The sequence below is a fragment of the Kocuria kalidii genome, from assembly GCF_044462225.1.
Classification (GTDB): domain Bacteria; phylum Actinomycetota; class Actinomycetes; order Actinomycetales; family Micrococcaceae; genus Kocuria; species Kocuria kalidii.
In genome coordinates, this window is sequence record NZ_JBISWJ010000079.1 from 1 (window position 1) to 23,222 (window position 23,222).

The 23,222-nt window shown below is 65.2% G+C and carries 17 protein-coding genes, 2 pseudogenes and 1 riboswitch; of the genes and pseudogenes, 5 read left to right on the forward strand and 14 right to left on the reverse strand.

Going from position 1 to position 23,222, the window contains the following annotated elements; genetic code table 11:
- Positions 1 to 24 precede the first annotated feature (24 nt).
- The 9 genes from ACH9D3_RS12020 to ACH9D3_RS12060 form a co-directional block, all read right to left on the reverse strand.
- Positions 25 to 525 carry an NlpC/P60 family protein gene (locus tag ACH9D3_RS12020; protein WP_396411099.1) on the reverse strand — a complete coding sequence of 167 codons (501 nt, stop codon included), beginning with the start codon at positions 523 to 525 and terminating at the stop codon, positions 25 to 27.
- A gap of 5 nt (positions 526 to 530) precedes the next feature.
- Positions 531 to 716: riboswitch (cyclic di-AMP (ydaO/yuaA leader) on the reverse strand.
- A 583-nt stretch (positions 717 to 1,299) separates the two neighbouring features.
- Entirely contained in the window at positions 1,300 to 2,592 is a 1,293-nt protein-coding gene (locus ACH9D3_RS12025; protein WP_396411100.1) for a CHAP domain-containing protein, read from the reverse strand.
- A 6-nt stretch (positions 2,593 to 2,598) separates the two neighbouring features.
- Positions 2,599 to 3,276 (reverse strand): hypothetical protein, encoded by a 678-nt coding sequence (locus tag ACH9D3_RS12030; RefSeq protein ID WP_396411101.1) that lies wholly within the window; start codon positions 3,274 to 3,276, stop codon positions 2,599 to 2,601.
- Positions 3,273 to 5,429 (reverse strand): hypothetical protein, encoded by a 2,157-nt coding sequence (locus ACH9D3_RS12035; RefSeq protein ID WP_396411102.1) that lies wholly within the window; start codon positions 5,427 to 5,429, stop codon positions 3,273 to 3,275. Before ACH9D3_RS12035 ends, ACH9D3_RS12030 begins: the two co-directional genes overlap by 4 nt.
- Entirely contained in the window at positions 5,426 to 7,960 is a 2,535-nt protein-coding gene (locus ACH9D3_RS12040) for an ATP-binding protein (RefSeq protein WP_396411103.1), read from the reverse strand. The genes ACH9D3_RS12035 and ACH9D3_RS12040 overlap by 4 nt, the downstream gene beginning before the upstream one ends.
- 21 nt (positions 7,961 to 7,981) lie before the next feature.
- Positions 7,982 to 8,494, reverse strand: coding sequence for a hypothetical protein (locus tag ACH9D3_RS12045; RefSeq protein ID WP_396411104.1), 513 nt, complete (start codon positions 8,492 to 8,494; stop codon positions 7,982 to 7,984).
- A gap of 22 nt (positions 8,495 to 8,516) precedes the next feature.
- The gene (locus ACH9D3_RS12050) at positions 8,517 to 8,861 is read right to left on the reverse strand and encodes a hypothetical protein (protein WP_396411105.1); all 345 of its coding nucleotides are present in this window, start codon (positions 8,859 to 8,861) and stop codon (positions 8,517 to 8,519) included.
- A gap of 65 nt (positions 8,862 to 8,926) precedes the next feature.
- Positions 8,927 to 9,643, reverse strand: coding sequence for a conjugal transfer protein (locus tag ACH9D3_RS12055; RefSeq protein ID WP_396411106.1), 717 nt, complete (start codon positions 9,641 to 9,643; stop codon positions 8,927 to 8,929).
- Between the two features lie 275 nt (positions 9,644 to 9,918).
- A complete protein-coding gene (locus ACH9D3_RS12060; protein ID WP_396411107.1) occupies positions 9,919 to 11,565 on the reverse strand; it encodes a hypothetical protein in 1,647 nt (548 codons plus the stop codon).
- 958 nt (positions 11,566 to 12,523) lie between these two features.
- On the opposite strand from ACH9D3_RS12060, the gene ACH9D3_RS12065 reads away from it, so the two are divergent.
- Both ACH9D3_RS12065 and ACH9D3_RS12070 read left to right on the forward strand, forming a co-directional pair.
- The gene (locus ACH9D3_RS12065; protein ID WP_396411108.1) at positions 12,524 to 12,841 is read left to right on the forward strand and encodes a hypothetical protein; all 318 of its coding nucleotides are present in this window, start codon (positions 12,524 to 12,526) and stop codon (positions 12,839 to 12,841) included.
- A complete protein-coding gene (locus ACH9D3_RS12070) occupies positions 12,838 to 13,188 on the forward strand; it encodes a hypothetical protein (RefSeq protein ID WP_396411109.1) in 351 nt (116 codons plus the stop codon). Before ACH9D3_RS12065 ends, ACH9D3_RS12070 begins: the two co-directional genes overlap by 4 nt.
- A 465-nt stretch (positions 13,189 to 13,653) precedes the next feature.
- Here ACH9D3_RS12070 and ACH9D3_RS12075 read toward each other — a convergent pair whose 3' ends face one another.
- From ACH9D3_RS12075 to ACH9D3_RS12095, 5 genes and pseudogenes are all read right to left on the reverse strand, one after another.
- Positions 13,654 to 13,983, reverse strand: coding sequence for an Lsr2 dimerization domain-containing protein (locus ACH9D3_RS12075; RefSeq protein ID WP_396411110.1), 330 nt, complete (start codon positions 13,981 to 13,983; stop codon positions 13,654 to 13,656).
- A gap of 392 nt (positions 13,984 to 14,375) precedes the next feature.
- A complete protein-coding gene (locus ACH9D3_RS12080) occupies positions 14,376 to 15,119 on the reverse strand; it encodes a hypothetical protein (RefSeq protein WP_396411111.1) in 744 nt (247 codons plus the stop codon).
- Between the two features lie 54 nt (positions 15,120 to 15,173).
- The gene (locus ACH9D3_RS12085) at positions 15,174 to 15,401 is read right to left on the reverse strand and encodes a DUF2188 domain-containing protein (protein WP_396411112.1); all 228 of its coding nucleotides are present in this window, start codon (positions 15,399 to 15,401) and stop codon (positions 15,174 to 15,176) included.
- Between the two features lie 478 nt (positions 15,402 to 15,879).
- Positions 15,880 to 16,728: pseudogene (locus ACH9D3_RS12090) on the reverse strand (IS5 family transposase).
- Between the two features lie 285 nt (positions 16,729 to 17,013).
- On the reverse strand, positions 17,014 to 17,937 hold the full coding sequence (locus ACH9D3_RS12095) for a LysR family transcriptional regulator (RefSeq protein WP_396411113.1): 924 nt from the start codon (positions 17,935 to 17,937) through the stop codon (positions 17,014 to 17,016).
- A gap of 308 nt (positions 17,938 to 18,245) precedes the next feature.
- On the opposite strand from ACH9D3_RS12095, the gene ACH9D3_RS12100 reads away from it, so the two are divergent.
- The 3 genes and pseudogenes from ACH9D3_RS12100 to ACH9D3_RS12110 all read left to right on the forward strand — a co-directional run.
- Positions 18,246 to 21,875, forward strand: a complete 3,630-nt coding sequence (locus tag ACH9D3_RS12100) for a lamin tail domain-containing protein (RefSeq protein WP_396411114.1) — start codon at positions 18,246 to 18,248, stop codon at positions 21,873 to 21,875.
- A complete protein-coding gene (locus ACH9D3_RS12105) occupies positions 21,872 to 22,909 on the forward strand; it encodes an OmpA family protein (RefSeq protein WP_396411115.1) in 1,038 nt (345 codons plus the stop codon). Before ACH9D3_RS12100 ends, ACH9D3_RS12105 begins: the two co-directional genes overlap by 4 nt.
- A gap of 74 nt (positions 22,910 to 22,983) precedes the next feature.
- Positions 22,984 to 23,173, forward strand: a pseudogene (locus ACH9D3_RS12110) (transposase); the annotation flags it as partial.
- Positions 23,174 to 23,222 lie beyond the last annotated feature (49 nt).

Consider the following 23,222-nt stretch of genomic DNA (forward strand, 5'->3'; position numbering starts at 1 on the left):
CACACCCGGCTCTGCTGCGTGGAGTCAGCGCACGCGGATGTAGACGGGGCCGGAACCCACGTTGACGCTGTCGATCACCGTCCGGTAGCCGTTCCAGCCGCCGTGGACGGCCTTGCCGCCGCCGATGTAGACGGCGATGTGGGCGAAGCCCATGCCGCCGTTGGCGTAGTAGACCAGGTCACCGGGCCGGGCTTGGGCGGCGGAGACCCGGGTGCCGAGGCCCAGGTAGGAGGCCGGCCACCCGTGGTGGTTGATCCCGGCCGCGCGCAGGGCCTTGGTGACCAGGGCGGTGCAGTCCTGCCGCACGCCGAGCTGGTTCTTGGCCGCAGTGGCGATGGTCGAGGCCTTGCCGGACTGGGACTGGATGCTGACGAGCTGCTGGGGGGCTGCGGCGGGGGCGGCCTGGGCCGGGGCCACGCTGCTGAGCGCCAAGGCACCGGCAGTGACCGCCAGGGTCGCGGTGCGTCCGAGGCGGAACGAGCTCTGGGCGCGGTGGCGGGGCGTGCGGAATCGGAAAATGGGCATGATTGATGTCCTCCCTCTTGCCTGCGAGGTGAGCTGTCGGATGCGGGTGGGAGACACCCGGTCGCAGGGTGGGGGCCCTGACGACTTAACCCCTAGGTCCCGGGGGAGGGACCATTCATGGTTCCCCCGCTTCTGCCGAGCGATGTTTTCTGGGGGCCCCGGGCACCGGCAGAATTCGGCGATGTGCACGGGGATGCCGACCGGTTAGGCGATCGGCACGAAAGGAACACTAACCGAAAAATAACGGGAAAGTCTCGTTTTGATCACGGGCGTGTCTCGGCTTTCTGCGCCTGCCCGGCAGGGCACCTCCGCAGTCGGACGAGGTGCTCGGTGAGGGACACCGACAGGCGTCCCCGGGGAAGCTCAACTCAGGACAAAAGTGGTCTTGACCTGGGGGTCTGTTCAGTTCGTGTCGACGGGTGAGCAGGCCCCTGGCACGGGTCGGGGTGCCCGGTGACGACACCCCGTGTCATCACGCGGCTGTTAGCCGGGAAAGCCCCGTGGAGCCATTGATCGTTGATGCGCAGCTCATTCCCGCGAGAGGTGGCAGGCGTGATTTCTTTGGTGCGCTTCGGAGTTCAGTCGGGAATTCACAAAAGAGAAACTCTCGTGATGGTGATGCCCGGAGTGAGCCAGATTTCTTTTCGGGCGCGTCCGGAAGGCGTGCTCTGCATCGCGTGTCACGTCGGCTCCGGGGCGGCGCTCGACGAGCCTTCCCGAGCGTGTGCGCACTCCTCACCCTGTCTTCGGCAGCGGGGATCGCCCCGGGCCGGGCTACCTCTCCGGCACATACAGGTAGGCGCCGACCTGACCAGGGTCGATGGCGACGGAGCGGCGGCTGTACTTGTGGCCCGGGGGTGCGTAGTAGGAATTGTTGTACTCGGAGATGATCACTCTGCCGTCCTCCGTGATCTCATCGACCCAGCCGACGTGACCGGCCGCGCCGACGCCGGCACCGCCGTTGGGTCCCCACCACGCCACGGAATCGACCTTGGGAACGGTGGAGACCGTCCAGCCCGATGCTTCCCACGCCGATTTCCATTCCCCGCCGTTGCCCTTCGTGTGACCACCGAAGTTGTTGTCGAAGATGATGTCGGTGGGACTGCCGCCCATGAGCTCGTTCACCTTCCAGGCGGCGTAGCTGGTGCACTCACCGTAGAAGAACCGGACCGGGTCCACGTTGTAGACTCCGGGCGCTGGAGTGACAGCGTCCCACGGATAGGTGTTCTTGCCGTCTGCTGTCCTGCCGGGCACCCCGGCTCGAGCACCGCCGTCGGACGAACACCCGTCGAGGTCGGCGACAGATCCTCGGGTACCGCCGCCGGCAACCGCGGAGTCCCCCGGGGAGCGGGCTTCCGTTCCGCGCCACTCCTCTTGGTCCTCCTCGTCGGCCGAGCGGTCGACGTCGATGCCGGCCTCTCGGATGATCTTCTCTGCCGGGCCGTAGCTGTCGGCGTAGTGATTCGCGTTGGAGTTCCTCTGTACCCGGTGGATGACCCGGGTGATCTCTCCCGTCTCCCACCCGGAGACGGTGACAAGACCGCGGGAAGCGCCGTCGTGCCGGGGGCCGAGCAGGAAGCTCTTGGTCGCGTGCTCAGGATCGGTGACCTGCTCGACGGTGCCCCACCCCTGGCTCGTCTGCTGCTGGAAGAGCCCCTTGCTCGTGGTGGCAGAGCCGTCGGGGTTCGTCACCCCCTGGCCTTCGTCACCGAAGTCGATGTTGATCAGGCTGGATTCTCCCATCGCAGCGATGATGGCGATTCTCGATGCCTGGCCGGACAGGCCGAGGGCGGCTGCCGTCCTGTCGATGATCCTGGCGTTCCGGAGCTGCTCGTCGTGGAGTTCCTCGGGCACTCCGAGCCCGTCGTCAACGGCACCGATGGCCTGGTTGTCCGGTGATCCTGATTCGCAGCTCTGCGAATTGTTGCTGTACCCGATCGAGCTGACCACGAAGGTCACCACGACGATCAGGCTTCCGACGAAGAAGAAGCCGATGACGAGGATGGTGACCAGGGGCTTCCACAGCGACGTCCCCCTGTCCTGTGCTCGGGATGCTTCGGTGGTCATGGAGCGCTATGTCCCGATCCGGTGCCAGCTGTCGAGGGGGACGGCGTTGATCAGCCAGCCCTGGTCGGTGAGCTGCGAGCGGACGCGGAACGACAGCACATACGTCCCGTTGTCCTGGGTGTCCACGGTGACGTCGGCATGGTGGGCCCAGCGCAGGGGCGTGTCAGGACCCCAGTCCTCGACGTTGCCCTTGATGTCAACGGCGCTGACTGCGGTGGGGGCCTTGCCCTCCAGCGCTCCGTTGCTGACGCTGGGAAGCTGCTGGGCGAGGTCCGGGGTCAACCACGGCCGAACGGTCTCCTGCCAGCTCGTGTCCGTCTCGGCGCTGCGGGTGTTGTAGACCGTCAAGAACGCCTCGGCCACTGCGGCCGGGTCGTTCTCGTCCGGTTCCGGGACGGACGAGGGCGCGATGGTCTGCCGCTCGTACTGCCGGGGTCCCGCCGTTTCCGGGGCCTGCGCGTGGTCCGGGAAGGGCTGGGCGAAACCGTTGGACCTGTCCACCTCGGACCCCGCGGTGGGGTCGCCGGAGCCCGCAACGCCACTCTGCGAGCCCTGGGCGGTTTCCGACTGCTGCTGTTCCGCCGCAGCGTCCGGAGCCGGGAGCGGAGTCCTGAGGAAGTGCACGGCCACGATCAGTGCCGCGGCCACCAGGAACGCCGCCCACGCCGTCCGCTTCGCCGTCATCGGACGGCACCCCGTTCCGCTGCACGGTTGGCCCGTGAGCGGGCCTGCGCCTGGTACATGGCCGAGTTCGTCGCGGCCTGCCGGCGGCGGCGGTTCGGGGCCGGGGTGGATTCGTCGATGTCCCAGACGCGGACGACCTTGGTTCCCTCGGGAACGGAGCTGACGAGCTGCCCGCTCAGCACGTTGTTGGTCGTGCCGTTGCGGTTCACGCGCACCGAGCCGTACTGGCCGGCCGGCATCGTCGAGCGCTTCCGGGTGGACTCCGTGGCCGGGTGCTGAGCGGCCTCGGAGGAGAACGTGTCCGCCGTGGCGCCGGACCCGTCAGCAGGACGTGCACGAGCTGTCACCGGCACCCGGTCTCCGGCAGCGGGCTCCACCAGCCCGGGGGTGCGCAACGAACGCGCTTGGGCGACGCTGTGGTCCTGCTCTGCGGGCTGCGAGCGCGAGGCGGCGTCCTGAGGAGCTCGGTGCCCCAGCGGGATCGCCCCGTTCTCGTCGCGCACGCTCTGCCCGTGGCCGGTGGGGCCGGCCTCGAGCTCCCGGGGAGAACGCACCGGAGCCGTGTGGGTGCGCGGTGACGCCCCGGAACCGGGCTGGAGGGCGCCATTGGTGTGGGCGTTGTACAGGCTGCCGGCGACGAACCACCCGGCAGCCGCCGCGCGCGCGGCGACGACGCTGGCACCCCCGGTGGCGGGAGCCGCTGCTGAGGCGGCCACCGTCTGCAGTCCCTTGCCCATGTACCGGCGGCGGATCTGTTGGACTGCGGTCTTCCGGCCGGAGCTGGCGAGCTGTGTGGCACTGCGGGAGAACCCGGAGGGCTGGAGCGGAGCGGCGTGGTTGAGCGGAGAGCTGCCCAGCGCACGGGCGATCCTCTCGGCCACCGACTTGCCCTGCCGCTTGAGGTTCCAGAACGTGAGGGCCATGGCGATCAGGACGAAGCCGAAGATCAGGTTGCCGATCATCATCGCGGTGCCACCGAAGGACTCCGTGAACTTGCCGACCAGCCACAGGTAGAGGCTGATCAGGAAGATGTAGGCCCCGACCATGAACACGTTGACGAGCAGCTGCAGCGCGGCATTGATGAATGCTTGGCGCCCGCCGCCCGGGAACACCGCCAGGTGGGCCCGGAACACCGTGTTGATGAGTCCGAGCCCGGCCAGCACGACGTCCTTGAGCAGGAAGGCCAGGAAGACGACGATCAGGGCCATCAGCCCACCGGTCGATATCCAGAAGATCAGCAGGAAGGCGAACACCACGAAGTTGTCGGTCTCGTTGGCCGCTTTCAACTCCTCGTTGCAGCCGACCACGGCTTTGCGCAGCTTCTCCGTGTCCGCGCCGGACGTGGCCTGGTCGTCCCAGATCCGGGCGCACTCGTCGCCTTCGAGGGTGGAGCCGAACGAGAGCACCAGGGCAGGGTTGCGCACCGTGAGGTCGATGATCGGGCCGGAGACCGGGCTGGTGGAGACCGGAGCCCCCTCCTCGGAGCCCTCCACGGTGGCCGTCCCGGCCTCGGTGCCGTACTCGGCGGAGGTGCTGATCCACGACTTGATGTGCTCGCTGGGGTTGGCGATGGGGGTGGAGACGAGCCCGGCGAACAGGGCGACGAGAGCGATCTCGGCGATGGCCGCGCCCATCTTGCCCCGGATGAGTCCCCAGGCGATCACCACGGCGGCGATGAAGATGCCCAGGCCCACGATCCCGGTCTGGGTCAGCAGTCCCTGCACGGTGTTGGACAGGAGGACGAACGGGGAGAGGATCCAGTCCACCCACTCCAGCGAGAGGATGAAGTCGCACAGCGCGAGGATGCTGTAGACCACCAGCGTGTAGATCATCCAGGCCAGGCGCATGAGGATCCCGCGGATCTGACGGGTGACGTAGATGGTCTGGCCGTAGTCGAGGGGCAGTTCGGTGTACGTGCCCACGGGCACGCCGTGGGTGTCGGTGACGCCGGCCAGGGGCAGCCAGTAGGTGTCGATGGAGGTCTGCGACGCCGAGTCGTCCTCAGCGGCGAGGGCCGGAGGGGTGTTGATCAGCTGGCAGACGAGGCAGGTGAACACCACGGCCAGCGCCGCCCGGGTCCTGCGGTGGATGCTCAGCCACACCCACAGGTGCAGCAGGGCGTCCTCGGCGGGGGTGCTCGAGATCGTCCTCACGGCTGTGCCTCGATCCGTGCTCTGGGGGGACTGGTCAGTACCGTCCTGGCACGGTTCTCGGCCTGGGGGATCAGGACCTTGATCTTGCCGATGCGGTTGAGGTGGTCGCGGAACAGGCCCTCACCGCGGCGGTGCAGGGGCACCGTGCCGGAGGAGTCCATCGGTGACAGGTCCCTCGTCACCAGGTCCACGTACTCCTCGATGGCATAGCTGGGGTCCAGCCACATGAGGTTCTGCCTGGCCATGTCGGTGTCACGGGTGCGGAAGACACCTCGTTGCGGAATCAGACCGCGCAGCTGCGGCGGGCCCAGTTCGGAGGCGGAGTGCGTGCCCAGCACCACGGCGCCCTTGTGCTTGCGCCCGGTCTTCAGCGCCTCGCTGATGGTGGCGGTGCCTTCGGGGGAGCCGGTCATGTGGTGGCACTCGTCCACGGCGAACAGGGTCTCCTGGGCATCGTCGGCGTACATGATGTTCCGCCCGACGCTGGCGAGGTAGGCGTAGGAGGACCGCCCCATCGTCTTGTCGATGCTCATCTCCTTGCGCGCCTGGGCGTTGTTCAGCTCGTCCGTGGTCGGCAACGCCATCCCGTGCGTGCAGAAGACCGTGGCCTGGGCGGAGAAATCCATCGGCGGCAGCGCGGGGTCGAAGAAGGTCGCGCCGAAGTCGATGTCGGCGAACACGTCCATCAGCCGTGCGATCCGGCGAGCGACGTGGCGGTCGGCCTGGTCGACGGCGCTGGAGCCGAGGTGCTGCCTGAGCTGACCCAGCGACCCGATCTCCAGATCCTTGTTCAGCAGCTTCTTCAGCTCGGCGTTGAGCACCACGCCCTCGTCGTCCTTGACCGAGACACCGAGCATCATGGTCAGGAGGTTCAGGGTCTCGCGCACCCGCAGCGTGGGGTGGTGGTAGATCCGCAGGGGGTCCAGCGACCAGTCGGGCCGCATGAAGTCGATGACGTTGGCGCGGGTCAGCGACCGGGCCAGGGCCGCCCACTCCTGATTGTCGGAGTGGTCGACCGCGACCATCTGAGCGTTGCGGTCGATGCTGTGGCTGGCCACCGTCTTCATCGCCACGGACTTGCCGGACCCCAGCTCACCGAGGAACCCCATGCTGCCGGAGATGTCGTTCTCCGCCAGGCCGGCCAGATTGAGCAGCAGCGGAGAGAACCGCCCGGTGGTCACGTTGGTGGCGAACCGGAAACCGTGGGGCATGCCCAGCAGGTCGTTGGTCAACGGCACGCCCATGGAGAAGTTGCGGCCCGTGGTGATCTGCGCGAACTCGTTGGAGACGGAGGAGATCGTCGAGCCGGGCCAGAAATCCCAGAACAGCTTCTCCTGACCTCCCAGGGGAACGTCGAGGGTCCATTCGTCGGAGGTGTAGAGGTCGCGCAGGTCCTTCATCTCGTCCATGGCGATCTCCGCACTGGGGGCGGCGGAGGAGAAGATGATCGACGCGGCGACCTCGACCTCACGATCGGTGGCGCTCAGATCGGTGACGTACTCCTGGAGCGCCCGGGCCGACTTGTCGATCTCCCCGCTCCCGCCGACGATGGAGTCGCTTCCCGACTGGCGTTGCCGGTACTGGTCCTTGAGATTGTTCTCCGCCCTGCGGTTCTTGGCCTGGACCCTGTCGGCCGGAGTGATGACCAGTCGCAGGGCGAAGTCGATGTCGTGGGAGATCGAGGCGGCGAAGTTGATGAACTCGGCGCCGGGGAAGACGAATCCTGCCTGGGGCGTGAGCCCCATGATGGAGAACTGCTGGTAGGAGGGTTCGGTGTCACCGGTCTCGACCTTGAGGAAGCGCCGCTTGAACAGCTTGGTCTGGGGCAGCTTCTCGTCGGGCATGTCGCTCAGCCCGCCCTCGTCCAGCAGCGGGTCCGGGAGGCAGCTGGAGGGGTTGATCCACTCCCCGACCTCCGTCACGGCTCGGTGCTCGTAGGGCAGACTCACGTCCGCACCGCGGCTCACCAGGTGGTCGGTGATCCACCGGACCGCGGTGATGCCGACCCGCTGCGGGTGGAAGGTGGCCGGGATGCTCTTCTCGATCTGGGACATGCGGGCCTTCCAGGTGTTGAAGGCCCGCTCCGCCGGCGGCTTGATCGGAAGCCGGGCGATCTCCGAGACGGTCAGGTCGAAGGAGCGGCGGAAGTTGCTCCACAGCTCGTGCGGGGTCTTGTAGGAGAGCGGGGTGATGAGGAAGTACAGCCGCTCGCCCGACGGGTTCTCGGACAGGTCCTGGTAGGTCAGGCTGCACTCCTCCAACCACTGCTGAGAGGGGCGCTCGACGTCCTGGAGCAGCTTTCCCATCAGGGTGTCGGGCGAGCTGGAAGTGACGAGCCCGAGCAGCATCACCTCTCCGGTCAGCGCCTGGAAGAGGTCCTGGTGCTTGGCGCGCACGGACTCCTTCTGCGCGATGGTGCCCAGCCCGTAGGCCTGCCCGTTCAGCTGCCAGATCCCATAGGCCACGCCGTCGCGGGTGACGAAGACGTTTTCGCGCATCCAACGGACGGGCTGGCGGACGGTGTCGGCCATGAGAGGGCTCCTTGCGGTTCTTCAGCGCGCGGTGGTCAGATCGGCCGTCAGCCGATCCAACCCGCAATTGATCGGCGTCTGCCGGACTGTCGGCGCATTCCGGTCGTCCCGTGTTGCCACGTTGACCGCGGTGTCGTCGGACGGGACCCTGTTCGCCGGTCTCGCCGTGGTTCTCGACCAGGAGCTGGGAATTGCCCGGCCGCGGTACTTGCCGGTCCGCGGCCGCGACATCAGGGTGATGCAGCAGTTGATGAGATTGATGATCGACCGGCGCGAGCGAGGCAGCCTGCCGACCCCGTAGGTGATGCCGATGGCGGCGGCGGCGATGTACAGGACATCGGCGATCGTCCCCTGGCTCCAGATCGGACGGGTGATGAATCCGGTCACCAGGACCATGATCCCGACGACGAACTGCGTCACGGTATAGGGCCCCCCGGGGATCGCCTCCCCCGTGGGGGTCACACCGATGAGCTGCTGGAACTTGCGCGCCGCGGTGTAGAACTTCCCGGTCTGCACGTGGTTCTGGGTGCTCATGAGGACGTCTCCCGTGCGGCTCTCATGCCCTGGCCAGGACAGCGGCCTGAGCATAGGCCGCCACCTGATCGGCGGCGGCGCCGGTCCCCGTGGCGGCGGTCTCCTGCTGGGCCGCTCCGGCGAAGAACATGATCAGGGCGGGCAGCGCGGCGATCAGACCGCCGATGACGACCCCCATGATGACCGACCCGACGTTCTTGCCCCGCCAAGAGATGATGATGGCCACGAGCAGCCCGAGCACGATCAGTATTCCCTGGATGGCCGTCTGGGTCTGAGCGGTCTTGTCGTTGATCCAGTCGAAAAGACCGGTGGCCTGCATCGAGGCGGTGGCCTGGGCCACGTGCACGGTGGCGGCGGACGTAAACACGGGGGGTGCTCCTCGGGGGTCGTCTTCGATGTGTCAGGTGCTCAGGTGCTCAGGTGCTCAGGTGCTCAGGTGCTCAGTGCCGGGGCGGAGTCGAGGGACTGGACTTCCCAGCGCCCGTCCCGGACGGTCATGCCCAGCACGTACTGGGCGGGCTTGGTGGTCCCGTCACGGGTGAGATCGACGTCGACCAGCAGTTCGGCCGTTCGACCATCAACCGGGTCGGAGTCCGTGATCTCCTCGGTCGATGCCAGGGTTCTCACCGTGGCCTGGGTCCAGTACGCGGGGGTGATGGCGGTGATGGTGGATTCCGGGGAAACAACTCTGGTCACATCTCCTTGGCCGGTGAGGTATGCCGTCATGAAATCGTCCACTGTGGCCTGCAGGTCCCTGCTCACCACGCGGCCGGGATAGCCGAGGTCGGGGGAGGACCCCGTGGCGGGCATCGAGACCGGCGTCGGCAGTCCGACAGGAGCCAGCGTGTCCCCGTCAGCCTGCACGGCGACCTGATACCAGTATGGCGTCCAGGAGGTCACTTCCTCCCCGTCCTCGTCATCGGTGGTCTCGAGGGAGGCGGAGACGATCACGGTGGTCATGTCCCCCGGCGCATCCTCCACGCTCGCCACGGCCAGATCGCGGTAGCTGATGGGGCTCCGGCCCTGGATTCCCGCCCCGGCTCCCGGGCTGTACTCGTCGAGTGCGGCGTGGTCATCGCTGGTGGCGGTCAACCAGGCCGACAGGTAGGCCTGCGCGAACGCGCCGGCCTCTTGCTGCTGGGTGCTCACGCCAGGGTCGGCGACCGGCTGCGCTGACGGGGCGGGCCGGGTGAAGGCCAGGAAACCGCACAGTGAGCCCAGGCCCATGAGGACGATGAGTCCGTAGACCAGCCACTTCCCCACGGCCGAGGCACCGGACTGGACGACGGTTCCGTCGCCGGTCGTGCTCCGCGCCCGTCGCGCCTGCCTCGATCCGCGACGCGCATCCGCGGTGGACGAACTCCCTGTGGGCAGTCTTCTCCGGAAAGGGCTGTTCTTCTCTGTCATTGCGGGGGATTCCTTTGTCACTGCAGCCCGTACGATGCCTGCCGCGCTGCCTCGGCGATCTCGAACTGGTCGGATGCGAGCGCCTGGTTCTCGACGTCCCGCAAGATCTGGCGAAGCTCGTCCGCTATGCGGGACCGGTGCTCATCTGCCCATGGCGCACATGCCCGCAGGGGCTCGTCCACCAGCTCGCAGGCGTCGATCATGTGCTGAGGATCGCTGCTCCCGGTCAGGGTGGCAACGATCCACTCGACATCGGTGTCAAGCCGGCCGATCCTCCACTCGCCCTCCGTGCGGAAGGTCTCCGGCAGCGTGTCCCTGATCTTCTTCGCTGTGCGTGTCCGTCGCGTGCGTGCGGCGGGACCCTCGCTCTCCTCATCCGGCCAGAGGGCTCTGCTCGTCGTGATGGCATCTGCGGCTGAACCGTGAAGGTGCAGATAGGCCACCGTTTCAGCGGGCTTGCCGCCGGCTCTGGCACCGTCCGCGCGGTAGATCTGCGGCCTGCCCAGCAGCGCGAGGGTGAACCGGGGTGCCTGCTCCTGAGCCGGTGGGGCCGGCGTTGCGGGCTCCCGCGCCGGGAGGGGCGCCACGGGGGGCCTGTTCTCCATCAGATGACTCTCGTGATCGGGTATCACGCTCTCCCGATCCAGCATGGCTTCGAGGTCCTCCACGCTGATGCTCGTCGACCCGGCCGGCTCGTCGGCGTCGCCCGCGGGAAGGAAGTCACCCACCGTGAGGTTCCCGGCAGCTTCCGCCGCGGATCCTGCTTCCTCCTGGCGTTTTCGCCACGTGCCGTCCATCGCTGCGTAGAGACTGTCACCTTCCCCGACGAGATGGGGCCAGATCTTCAATCCGCTCGGGCCGGCATTGACGACGGTTGCTCCGCCGTCCTCGTCCTCGGAGATGAACATCGCCTGCTCGGTGACGACAGTGTCGGTCATCAGCCCCACGTTCCCGGATCGAATACGGTTGTACGCCTCGATGGTGGCCGGGCCGGATCCCATGACGTAGATCGTGGCCGAGGTTCCGTGCAGGTCCTCCGGGGTGACCTGCTCGATCGATTCTACGAGGTGGAAACGGGATTCCTCGTGGTACGGGGTGAGGAAACTGACCAGTTTGGGGCCCAGCTCCCGGTAGCCGACCAGCCAGAGGTGCTGGTTCCTGGCCCACGGTTCGGTGGCCTGCTCCATGACCTGACCGACCATGATGGCGGTGGTGAAGCGGGCCAGGCCGACAGAGCCGAGCACTTCCCAGCGGTTGGTGTTCATCAGCACCTTGGCCCCGGCCATCGAGTTCCCGATGGCGGTCAGTGCCGCGGTCTGCTGCCCGTAGACGGTGCCGGTCGCCAGCGCGAGCGCATCGGTGTGGGCGATGGCCCAATGGTCCCTGTATTCCTCGGAGACAGGGTAGAAGGGTTCGTCCAGGTGCACGTCCTCGCCGAAGGAGAGGGTGACTTCGTGCTCCTTGATCTGTCCCATTTCGACGACGGGCAGTTCGGGTCGGTCCCCGAAGTAGAACGCCACCTTCTCCATCGCGTCAAGACCGGTACCAACGGGTGCGTGGCTGATCTGATCGGTCGAGGACGGAATGATGCGACGGCGCCGATGAGTCCTGATGCCCTCCTGGGACATCCACTGGTCGATCTCTTCGTCGCGGCTGTTGTCCATCTCCCCTCCTCCTCGACATGTTGGTGCTCAGAGGTTCCGCCGATCGGCGGAACCTTCCAGGACGAATTTGCAGCGAAGCCGAGAACACGAAGGCAGCGAAGCCGAGGTCAACGGTACCGTGACGTGCGCCAATGCGCAGGAGGACCCCCGGGCTTCGGTGGACAAGAACCCGGACGGTTTGCTCATCACCGACGAGGTGCAGAGGTCTCCATCTCCTCCTCGAGGGGGGTATCCGGAGATGCAGCAGTTGACGAGATGACTGCGCACCACGTGGCTGGACAGCTGTCTCTGTTCCTGTCCTGTCCGCTGCCGCCGTGGACGCCGAACCTCACGACTTGCGAAGTGGGGCGCCTGAGACGATGGCCGCGGACCCGGCAGTTCTCCGGGTCGCGTCTCCGGAGGACCGCGCGTCTGTGGGCTCCGCACGACGACGACGACGGCTCTGGGCGCTCGCACTGCTCGGGCTGCTCGGCAGGGGAGGGCAGCCGGTGTTAGCCAAGCGACAAGATCATGGACGGGCTGGTCGACGCGGGCCTGTTCCGAGCGACGAACGTCGATGGTGAAGTCGTAGCACCCCATCCCCGAGATCCTTCGGCCTGTGGGCGGAGCAATGGCCGAATGGGCAGCGGTACCGGGCCGAGGTGACGCGAAGGCCGGGCTCTACACCCGCCACTTGGCCAAGAGCACTCGCCGGTGACCCGGGCCGGCACGAAAGGAACGACCCCCAGCATGACCGCCGCAGGCCGCCGCCGGAAGTCCCACCTACCTCACCGGACAGGACGCCGTCGCTCCCTCCGTGGCCGACACCACGGCTCCGCCCACAGCCGCAGCACCCGCGCCTGCGACCCCGGCGCCTGCTGTACCGCACAAAACTGTGCCCGCTTCCGAAAATCAGAAGATCGAGAAAAAGAAGACCTCTGCCACGGGCACCCGCCGGCGCCTCCAGGTTCAGATGGACATGGATGACTTAGCCGAGCTGCATTCGGCCTACAACCAGGGCGCCCAGTTCCGCCGGCACCGCCAGCAGCTGGGTGCCCCGGACTCTCTTACGGAGGCGGGCATCGTGGTGGGTGGCGTGAAGGAGACCATCATGAGTCGGGCGGCGGTGGCCAATCTCGAGGAGCTCCGGGCCAGCGGGTTGTTCTTGGATCCGTTGATCCCGGACCGGGCCATTGTCCAGGAGGTGCGGATTTCGGGGGAGTGGTACGGCCAGTACCGCAAGGGCTCCCGGGTCCTGGATGCCTACACCGCGATCGCGAAGAAGGTGCTGCGATGACCGACAAGCCCGAGCGCCCCGCCTCGCTGGCCCGCCGCCGGCCCCGCCCGGCTCCGGATGAGCACGTCGACCCGGTCGACTACACACCCCCACGCGCTACCTCACCCCAGCCCGCGACACCGGTGGTGTCGTCCCCGCCGGTGCCAGCGGCCCCGGCGGCGGAGCCCCCGGCGGCCGCACCCAAGCGGGGCCGGGGTCGGCCGCGCCGGGAACCCACGATCCAGCTCGGGGTGCGGGTGGCCCAGGATGTCTCCGATTTGATCGAGGAGCTCACCGAGCACGACGGCACCGCCCGTGCGGTGATCGAGAACGCGGTGCGCGCCTACGCCCAACAGCTCAACCGATAGAACCGGCCCCCGATAGGGGAGGGGTGCCGGCCGCGGGCGGCTTTCCCATGGTCGGCGAGGAAGGAACCCGGCTCACCACTGGTGGTGAGCCGGGTTCCTTCTGCTGGTGACAGGCGGCGGGATGGGGTGGGTGGTCCCGTGGGTCCTCGAACGACCCGGGTGCCCGCGCTCGGTCCGAAAGCTGCCAGGGCCAACCCCCAGCGAGGCCTGTTCCCGGGGGCCAAAGGGACGACCAGCGCTGTCCAGGCTGGACGCGGGGCGTCCCGGCAGCTCCGTACTGGGCAGGGACCGCCAGCCTGCCATCGCCGCGCCATCGTGAGGAGGGGACCCGGTGACGCTCACCGTGCTCGAGCCCTGCCCCGAGACGTTGCACGGCGATGCTGCAGCAGTGACCGCCCCGCACCGGGCCCACTGTCGTGGAGCACCCGGACAGGCCCAAGGGGTGTCCGGGTGGGGGAGTGGGGTCTACTGGGCGGCGTAGTAGGCGTCCTTGACGGACTGGTGGATGCGGCCGCGGTCGGAGACCTGGTGGCCGTTCTCCTTCGCCCAGGCCCGGATTTTCGCCGTCTTCGGGTTACCACCAGTGGAGGAGCGGGGGCCGGTGGTTCGGGTGGGCTTGCCCTGGGCCCGCCGGCCAGCGGCGGCGTAGGGGCGCAGGGCCTCGCGTAGCTTCTCCGCGTTAGCGGTGGAGAGGTCGATCTCGTACTGCCGGCCATCGAGGCCGAACTGGACGGTTTTATCCGCAGGACCACCTTCGAGGTCGTCCTCCAGAATGATCTTTACGCTCTGGGCCATCACAACACCTTTTCCTTGATCTCGTTCTGTCTTCCGCCGGAATACGCTCACTGTCTGGGACACCAGCATCGGTTCACTTTCCCATAAGGTATTCGGGGAGTCGAATTGCCACCGATGGGAATGAGCGCTTTCACGTACCGACTCACCCTACCGACAAAGGGCCATAGTTATTCAATTGCCTTCGGAGGCGGCGGGCGCGCTCACATAGACATCGCTTACTGATATACCGATGGCCCGACGCATGCGTCGGGCCATCGGTATAGACGGACACTCCGGGCAGTGGGCGTTCCCTGCTGTGGGGTACGAGCGGCGGCGTCGGTAGGGATTGGAAGTTCGATCGAGTTTGAAATCGCCATAGACGAGTCGACTTTGCCGAGTCATCCAGCTGGTTGTCACCGCTTCCCCGTGGCTTTTTCCTCCCAGAGGCGCAGTAGGCGTGGATTGGAGACCCGGGAGCGGTTCCTGTAGCGCTTGTTCTTGCCGGCGAGTATCTCGGAGGCGAGCTGGTGGAGTTCCATGGCGGAGCTGCCACGCCAGTTCAACTTCAGGGCTCCGGCCAGCAGTTCGTCCGCGGTGAAGGCATAGCCATGCTTTCGGAGTTGCTGCAGTCCGTCTAACACGAGGTCGAAGTCGCTGGGGTGCCCCAGTCCCGTGCTGCTGTTGATGCTGCCGGTGAAGGCCTCCAGGGCCTCCCAGACGACGGGTTCGCGGAGAGTGGGGTTGGCCGGAGGGATAACGTCTCCGCCCAGGTGTTCCGGGTGGTAAGCGTCCACCCAGGGCTGGAGCCACTCGTTATTCGTGGAGATCGCCACGATGGCGGAGGCGCCACGGAGATCCTCGGCCGCGGCCAGGGACTCCATGTTGGGGCAGTACACAATCAACGGCCCTCTGGGGCTTTGATTGCTGCTGGTGTGGCGGTCAGCGCTGATGCGCACGCCGCGTTTCTCCAGCTCCTGGAGCGCGGGGACGTTCCGAATTGTGCTGCGCTGAGGAACTCGCAATCCGATGGATTCCCAAGCTGGGGTCTCACTGTGGTCGAAGGCCCACTTCAGGGCCGGACGAACCGCATCCTCGGGCCGGACGGGCAGTGCGACGTACGCGCGGGGGAAATCACGCTGAGGCTCAAAGATCACCATGGGGGAGGGCCTACTTTCTCGGCTCGAAGCGCAGGGCATCAGTCATGACCGGCTTCAGCCCTTCGGCGGATGCGGGTCATTGCCGTAGGAATTCTTCTCACCGATGCGACCGTCCTTGTTCTTGATGACGTGCTCGGCGTTCCGGTCCACGGCCATCTGCCGCCCGGTTCGCTGGGCCTCCGCCTTCGTGGCCGACACATTGCTCGCGCGGCTGTTTCCATCGACCTTGTTCTTCCACACGCCGTCCTCGTTGTACGTCGTGACGCTGGGCTTACGTGCCATGCTGTTCCCCTTTCGAGTATCAGTAACGGGGTGCAATTCCTATGTAATCCAATGTACCCAGGGGGTCCGACGGCCTAATTAGCTCTGTGGTGGCCGCACTGCTTGAACTTCGGCGCAGGGGCTGCTCCCGACGTCTTCGCTTGCTGGCGAAGGGTGGGGGTGCGGGTGCTCCCAGGTGGCACGTGCAAAGCAGGAGGGGCCCAGAACAGCGCTGCAGATCAAACAGAACACCCCGATGGACAGCAGCCAGCTGAACCAGGGTGGCCCTTCCGTTACTCCTCGGGTGCTGAAGCCCTGGGCGAAGCCGATGAACACGCTCAGGCACCACAGGCCAACCCCGAGCGAGAGCAGCACGGCCACGCCTTGCCATCCGACCTGATCGACCGTTTGCCGGCCGGCGAAACCGTCCACGCTTCTCGCCACCAGAGACTGCCCATCAAGATATGCCTGGGCAATCCGGCGCCGCTCATGGATCGAATTAGAAGTGGTTTCGATAGTCCTTCCGGGGCAGTCGCCGGGCGCAGATGACTGTGATGGCCAGGGTGGCCACGGCGATGATCGTGGTGGCGCTGCGGTCGTAGCGGGTGGCCAGGCGACGGAAGGCCAGCAACCAGGAGATCGTGCGTTCCACGACCCAGCGGTACCGGCCCAGGCGCTCACTGGAGTCCACCCCGATCCGGGCGATCCGGGCGGTGATCCCACGCCGGCGCAAGTAGCGGCGCACCCGCCGGTTGTCGTACGCCTTGTCCGCGTGCAGCTTGCCTGGACGGCGCCGTGGACGTCCCCGCCCTCTGCCCTTGACCGGGCTCAGTCCATCCAGGATCGGCTCCACCAGCATGGAGTCATGGCGGTTGGCTCCGGTGATCGCCACGGCCAGCGGCAACCCGTCGGCCGTGACCAGTAGGTGGTACTTGGCGCCGGCCTTGCCGCGATCGGTGGGGTTGGCCCGTCAGTTCGCCCCCCTTTTGGCTCGGACGCTGACCGAGTCCAGGCACGCCCTCGACCAGTCGAGCTGGCCGTCCTGGCCCAGCTGCTCGAGCACGGCGTGGTGCAGCTTCTCCCACACCCCGGCCTCCTGCCACGCCCGTAGCCGGCGCCAGCAGGTGGTCCCGGAGCCGAAGCCCAGCTCCACGGGCAGTTTCTTCCAAGCGATGCCGTTGGCGGCCACGAACAGGATGCCGTTCAGGGCCTCCCGGTCATCCACGCGCGGTCGCCCGGTGCGCCCGTTCTTCGTCGGCGGGGGTGGCGGGATCAAGGGTTCCAGCAACTCCCACAACTGGTCACTGACCAGCCGCCCGGAGACTTTCTGACTCGTCATGGCAGCCATGATCACCAGCCAGGCCGGCACCACTCAATGCCGCACCCATAAGTATTGAAACCACTTCTAAAACGCCTGATCTTGGAAGCCATTCCTCTTCAACCCGGTTCTCCGGGGTGCCAAGTTGAAGTCCTTGTCTTGCCACCCATGGGATGCGAGACGTCTCGTCGAGCGTGCGGGGAGACTCCCACTTTCTTGGTTATGAAATGGGGTGGTTGCGAGACAAGCCCCACCGGCCGTCAATCACCTACAGAGTCACACGCGAAGGCGACGAAGACACTCCTATCGTCGACGTCACCTGATTTTGGGTCCGGTATAGGTTCGACTGGCGAGGGTGGCGATAGATCCTAGGGCGCAGATTAGGTCCATGACCGCATCCCGTGTGTCCTCGCGCCGACGAGAGGCGTGAATTTCGAAGGGCTTCAGCCCGACAAGTGGGATGGGTCGGAGGCCAGCACTGACGATCGATGGCAGCAGCGCCGCTGGCACGACAGCGACGCCGAGGCCTCGGGAGACGCCCTGAAGGACATCTCCGATTCGTCGGGCCTGTATGGGCACGAGCTTCGCCTCCGACAACGGTCGGTAGTCCCCCAGACATCCAAGAGACATCATTCCGGCTGGAATCTCCGGGTTGTGAAGCATGGGCAGTCCGGCGAAGTCGGCGACGTCCAAGGCCGAGGCGCCGGCGAAGCCATGTTGCACGGGTACGACTCCAACTCGCCACATCATGGTTAGTGGTGTTGATTCTAATGCCGTGTGTTCGAACCCCGATGTTGTCCAAGCAACATCGATCCATCGTCGAAGCAGGCTCTCGGCCATCAGGGGATAGGGGACGGCAATGCACGCGAGGCGGGTCTCGGGTCGATTCTGGTGCAGCAGGTTCGCCAGCAGTCTCAATTCGTCTCGTCCGGGGGATTCGCCGACTCGGCCCGGCACACCAAGTCGGATCGTAGAACCGCTAGGTTCGAGAGCGGCCGAACGAGCGACTCGTGCCTGAAGCAGGAGAATCTTCGCTTGAGGCAGAAAGCGCCGACCCGCGGCGGTGAGCGTGAATCCCCCAGAGTTTCGGTGTTCGATCAGAGTAATACCGACTTGTTGTTCCAGCCGTTGGATTCTCTTGGTCAGGGCGGGAGAGCTCAGGTGAAGCCGGGCAGCAGCACGGCCAAAGTGTTCCTCTTCGGCCAGGATCAAAAAACTCGCCACACATTCCAGATCCATCCCCACAATCCGCCCCCCCGGCATGTGACTGATGCAAATATTACGACCCTAGGGGTCAGTAAAGGAATCCTGATTGGGTCAGCTGTCAAGACTAGGTTCCTGTCAGGAACCAGTATCGCCTAGGGCCTTCTTGACCCGCTACCGTTCCACCACGGACCAATAAAAGGTCCCCCGCATAGGTCCACATCGGTGGCATAGGTCCACTTCGGTGCTTGGGCCATCGGTAATAGGTGCGACTTGCCTTGCCACTCTCATCTCCAGCTCACTCGGGAGAAAATTGCGGGACCGACTACCACTAGGAACCTGCCATGGTATCGCTTTCTGCGTCCGGTGAGATTTTTTCTTTGTCGCTTTCTGGCCAGGCTGATGCGGACGGCTGGGCGCGAGCTGGCGGTAAAGGCGTGGTTAGTAGCAACATCGTTGCTGACCTGAGCTTGTGCCATGGGATTTCCGCTTCCTTGGGTGCATCGATTGTGGCTGAGGCTGAAGCTAAGCTCGGCGCGTTGTTCCTCATTGCCGCAAGCGGACAGGCCGACGCATCGGCCCAGGCCGGTGCTTTTGCACGGGCTAAGTTCTCTGGGGACGTTTTTAACGACTTCGGAGCTGTCCTGGGTGTCGGTGCTGAGGCCAGCGTCGCTGCTTCCGCGCAGGTCAGTGCGGGGCTCGACGTGAACGGGATCGCTCGGGCAGCTGAAGCGGCCTTAGGGGATTCTTTCGCGTTGGGCATGTTCACAGCATTCCTTAACGAAGTGAGGATTGAAGGAGGCGCGGGTGTGCGCGCCACTGCGATTGCCTCCGCCCGAACCAACGTTGGTCTCGCCGGGAATCTATTGGATAATCCGGCTACGTTCAAGATCTCCGCTGAGTCTGAGGCCTCGGTGGTAGTGGGTGGAGGTGGGGAGGTCTTCTTCATCTGCGAGATAGCCGATTCGCGACGGATGGCCCTAACCATTTCTGAGCTCGCCGCGGCGGAGATCGCCCATCTGGGCCGGCAGCAGTTGCCTGAGGAGCTTCACTTCCTGCTGGAGTGGTTTGAGTTGTTGGCGCCGGCCACCACAGGCATTATCTGGGAGCTGGGGCAGCATGCTGCACTGGAAACGCTGGGGCCGCCGGAGGCCGTTGCCACTCGTGTGGTGGACGCGGTGATGGGTCGTCTGCAGACCCTACTGCTAGACCGTGCCGTTGACGCTGGACTCGATCTAGTGACCCAGCTCCTGGGCGACGTGGGCTACAAGCTAAGACTGACCGGGGATGCCAGCTCGCGTGAGTCGTTGGCTGATGCCATCGACAAGCTGGCCGACAGCGTCCCTCAGCACAACCTGTCGATTGGTGAGGTCACCGACTTCGCTGCGCGACTTCTCGAGCTCTTGGTCGAGTCCCTTGGCAGTGAGACCGCTCGTGTGGTGCGCCGGCCGTTGGCCCTTCTCTGGACAGCGGCCTCGATTGCAATCGCCTTGCGTGACCCGTATGCCTCCGGCGAGTACAGTGCCCGCGTCATCGGCGCAGGGCAAGTGGTGGGCGATAGCTGGAGAAAATTAGCCTTTCCCCCCCCTCCGGAGTGGGTCAGGGACGAGTGGAAGGACGCGCTCGACCGGGCCATCTCCGGCGACTTGGAGCTGGCCGACTACATTGACGCCCTGGTCGCCCTGGGAATAGAGCAAGTGCTCGGGGAAGCGTTCACACTCAGGCCCTTGCTGACCGAATTTGGTGGGGCCCTCGACTTGTCCATCGGTGATCTGATCCATACCGTCATCGCCGTGGAACGGAGCGATGACCTCTCCGGCACCCCGGTCTATCGGGCCCTCCGTGAACTGCTTGGCCGCACCATAGACGAGCTAATCATGGGGCGACTCATGCCCGAGCTCAGGGCTGCCCTACCCCGTGACTCGACAACCCGCCGATGGCTGGAGGAAGCGGCCCTCCCGAGTCTGCTCGGGGTCCGTTCTTTCGTGCTTGGCCGGGTGGACAATCTTGTCGACGGATCGGTGGGCGACGATCTTACCCCCTTCCTGAGCGAGTTTCGGGCGGCGTTGGGCGTGCTTGCCGGCAAGGTCGTCCTGCGGAATCTCCTGGTGCTCAGTTTTGTGCTTGAAGACCACCAGCGCGAGACGGTTGCGGCCAATGTGCGGACGCTGGCGGGGCAGGTTCTCGCTGGGCGCGGCGGCGTGATCGCGGCCGACTGGCGTGCCATTGTGGCTAGCTTTACCCCTCCGCTCATTAACCAGGCCGCGTTCAATAACGCGTCCCGCGAGTTGTTGGGGGGCCTACTCTTCCTTACCGCGGACATCATGGAGGCCGAGCCGGCCAACCGCCGCAGCAAGCGCCGCGAGGCGATGGAGAAGGCCCTGCGCGTGGACGACCTCACAGTCGATTACAGCGTTGTGGATGATGTCGCTGGCTTCATTCGCTCGGTCATGGACTGCAACACCGTCCCTGACCCCTCGGCGGTGCTCCAGGTTGCCGGGTTCCAGCTGACGACCCTTTCGGAACAGGCCTTGCTTGGGTTGCAGGGAGTGGCGGCCTTGCTGGAGAAGTTCTTTGCGGCCCTGCTGGTGCCAAACATGGAGGAGCACAGGGAGCGATTCAACGCATTCGTCGACGCGCTGGACCGACAACGGAAGCAGGCCATCGTGAACGTCCGTAATGCCGATAGGGAGCTGCAGAAGGCCTTAAAGGCTTTCGATGATGCAACACTGGCCTTCGACAACTCCCTTAGGCAGTTGCGCAGAACCCTGCGGACTCAGGCGCAACGGGATCGCGTCAAGGAGGCAATCCGAGTTGCGGGCCGGGCCCAGGCCATCAAAAATTCCGGTGGTCTCGGTGGCGCCGCATTCGACACGGCATGGTTCGCGGCCAATTGGTTGTTTGACCCGGCGATGGTTGTGCTGTCCGCCCTTGCCAGTGAACTTTCCAATGTCCTAGCCAGTGTCAGGAATGCCAACGAGGCGGTGGCAGCAGCAGCGGACTACATCAGCAATGAGCTAATTGAGGTGCTGGAGAGCATAGATTTGCTCGGTCTGAAGGACTGGTTCCCGGACATCGATGCCCTTGCCCGCAACGTCGCGGCGACCGTAGTTCGCCACGGCCCGCTCAACGATGAGCTCAAGAAGGCTGGCCGTCAACGCAAGACGCAACGCGAGGCTGGGACACGGCGCAGTAAGGCACAGAGCAGTCTTAACAGCGCCAACGCCGCACGGGCCAGTGAGGTAGCTAAGAGCAACGCAGTCAGCCGCAACGCGGTCACCCCGAAAATCGTGGCTCCTCTTGCCACGCCCCAAAATAAAACGGCACAGCCCGCAGTCCACAACGGCACGGTCACTCTCCGGATTAAACTCCCCGGCGGTGATCACCGGCTCCTCGGGGAAGGCCGGGGGCGCCGGCTCCAGGTGCGGTTAAACGGCCAGCCCCTCACGCTATCCCCGCAACACCTGCAAGTGGGAAAAAAAGGCAATTGCCGTTTGACCCGACCCATGACAAGTGCAGACGGGTTGAAAACGGGAGTAAACGTCGTGGAGTGTTTCATAGTCTCGCCAGGGCAGCCGAAGGTGGACCGGGTGGCGTTCGCGTGGATGCCATCCATCGAGAAGATCGGTACGGGCATCCAAATTGACCTGATCGACTCACGGCTCGACCTTGACGGGGTGCGCCCTCTCGACCCTGTCCGCGAGCACGTGGCAGTCATCAACGCTGGAGAAGCGCCCGTGGGTTTACTCGGCTGGCGACTCCAGGATCGATCCGGGCACAAGTTCCGCTTTCCGGAGGGGGAGCTGGCACCCGGTGCGACGCTACGCCTCCACACTGGCGCTGGCGACAGCACCCCCGCGCAGCAGTTCTGGGGCCGACAACAGACAATGTGGAAGAACCAGGGGGAACCAATCACGTTAATCCGGCCCTCCGGGGCGGTTCATCAGGTGGTCGTGACGGGAGAAGAACAATGACAACGACAAATCGTCCGGTTCTTGCTGGTAATGACTTTGACCACGACCGCATACGTCAGGCTCTTCAACTGGTCTCGTCGGTGCTGCGTGATGGCGCTGAAGTCGAGGATGAACTCGTATTCCGGATGCTCCTGCCCGACTTTGAAGTTAACGGCACCAAACTCAGCTCGGAACACAATACTCAACTCGATGAACTAATCGCAATTGGATCCCGCTTCCGGGCGCTGAGGATATTCGAAATCGTTGGACGGGCAAGCCGAACCGGTAATGAATTGAACAACCTACAGCTCTCGGACTCGCGGGCACGCGCCGTGTCCCAATACCTCACGGAGCGTCTGCGGACCGATCAGCTCGGCGAAGTGATCGTGAAGGGAATCGGCTCGAAAGAACCTATTCTAGACGTCGGTCCGGTCGAGGAGGCGCTCAACCGAAGTGCTGAAGTGCTATTCGCATTCAACCACGTCCCGAAATTCGAGAATACCGACCCGACACCCCAGTGGAGTATTGTCCTTGGGCAGTCCACCGAGTGGTTCTTCTCGGGGTCCCAGAAATTCACATTGATTAGGGATGACACCGGAGAGCAACGGGCGGGTACCTTCAGGTACGCCGACCTTTCCCTCTCGCCAAGTCCATGGAGCCTAACCAAGAAACTGTTTGGGAAGTCCGGCGTCGAATTCGACAAGATTCTTGAGGAGGCGAAAAAACTGGGGCCGCGGTGGCACAGATGGCTTAGTGATCTTGTGTTGGAACTTATCGGCAGTCTGAGTGTGATGCCGACCGATGACCCGGCCGAACCACGCAAACTTGTCGTTGGCGCCAGCGTCGGCTGGGACGCATTCGACGGCGCCCCCACCTTTGTGCTCGCACCGTTCAGTGGCAAGGCCCCAGTCGGAGAGATCGACTATTCCTTCCTCATCTTCGGCTGTCCGACCCCATTCGCGGGGTGCCAAGGCCCAAAGGCCAGCTTGGGCCTAGGGTCACTTTTCCCGGAGCTGTCCACGGGGTGGAAGGTCGGCGTCTTCGAGCTTGACTGAGCGTAAATCCAGCGGGCTCGACCCTGGGGGCGCCTGCCCTGTATCAATTGCGGTACGCGGTTGTCGTGAGGTGCGCGGACGACGTCCTGGCCTACTTCGACCGGCCCGGCACCAGCAACGAGCCCACAGAAGCGCTCAACGGCCGGCTCGAGCACCTGCGCAGCTCCGCCCTGGGGTTCCGCCCTCACCAACTACACCAACTACATCGCCAGAACATTGCTCGTGACCGGCGGGTTCAAGCCCCGACTACACCCTGGATCCTGAAGAGCCAGTTATGTGAACCGAGCAGGGTCAGAGATTTTTGGGGAACCTT

Coding starts and splice junctions, on each gene's coding strand:
- ACH9D3_RS12020 (WP_396411099.1), bottom strand. CDS start 525: ATGCCCATTTTCCGATTCCGCACGCCCCGCCACCGCGCCCAGAGCTCG.
- ACH9D3_RS12025 (WP_396411100.1), bottom strand. CDS start 2,592: ATGACCACCGAAGCATCCCGAGCACAGGACAGGGGGACGTCGCTGTGG.
- ACH9D3_RS12030 (WP_396411101.1), bottom strand. CDS start 3,276: ATGACGGCGAAGCGGACGGCGTGGGCGGCGTTCCTGGTGGCCGCGGCA.
- ACH9D3_RS12040 (WP_396411103.1), bottom strand. CDS start 7,960: ATGGCCGACACCGTCCGCCAGCCCGTCCGTTGGATGCGCGAAAACGTC.
- ACH9D3_RS12045 (WP_396411104.1), bottom strand. CDS start 8,494: ATGAGCACCCAGAACCACGTGCAGACCGGGAAGTTCTACACCGCGGCG.
- ACH9D3_RS12060 (WP_396411107.1), bottom strand. CDS start 11,565: ATGGACAACAGCCGCGACGAAGAGATCGACCAGTGGATGTCCCAGGAG.
- ACH9D3_RS12065 (WP_396411108.1), top strand. CDS start 12,524: ATGGATGACTTAGCCGAGCTGCATTCGGCCTACAACCAGGGCGCCCAG.
- ACH9D3_RS12070 (WP_396411109.1), top strand. CDS start 12,838: ATGACCGACAAGCCCGAGCGCCCCGCCTCGCTGGCCCGCCGCCGGCCC.
- ACH9D3_RS12075 (WP_396411110.1), bottom strand. CDS start 13,983: ATGGCCCAGAGCGTAAAGATCATTCTGGAGGACGACCTCGAAGGTGGT.
- ACH9D3_RS12080 (WP_396411111.1), bottom strand. CDS start 15,119: ATGGTGATCTTTGAGCCTCAGCGTGATTTCCCCCGCGCGTACGTCGCA.
- ACH9D3_RS12085 (WP_396411112.1), bottom strand. CDS start 15,401: ATGGCACGTAAGCCCAGCGTCACGACGTACAACGAGGACGGCGTGTGG.
- ACH9D3_RS12095 (WP_396411113.1), bottom strand. CDS start 17,937: ATGGATCTGGAATGTGTGGCGAGTTTTTTGATCCTGGCCGAAGAGGAA.
- ACH9D3_RS12100 (WP_396411114.1), top strand. CDS start 18,246: ATGGTATCGCTTTCTGCGTCCGGTGAGATTTTTTCTTTGTCGCTTTCT.
- ACH9D3_RS12105 (WP_396411115.1), top strand. CDS start 21,872: ATGACAACGACAAATCGTCCGGTTCTTGCTGGTAATGACTTTGACCAC.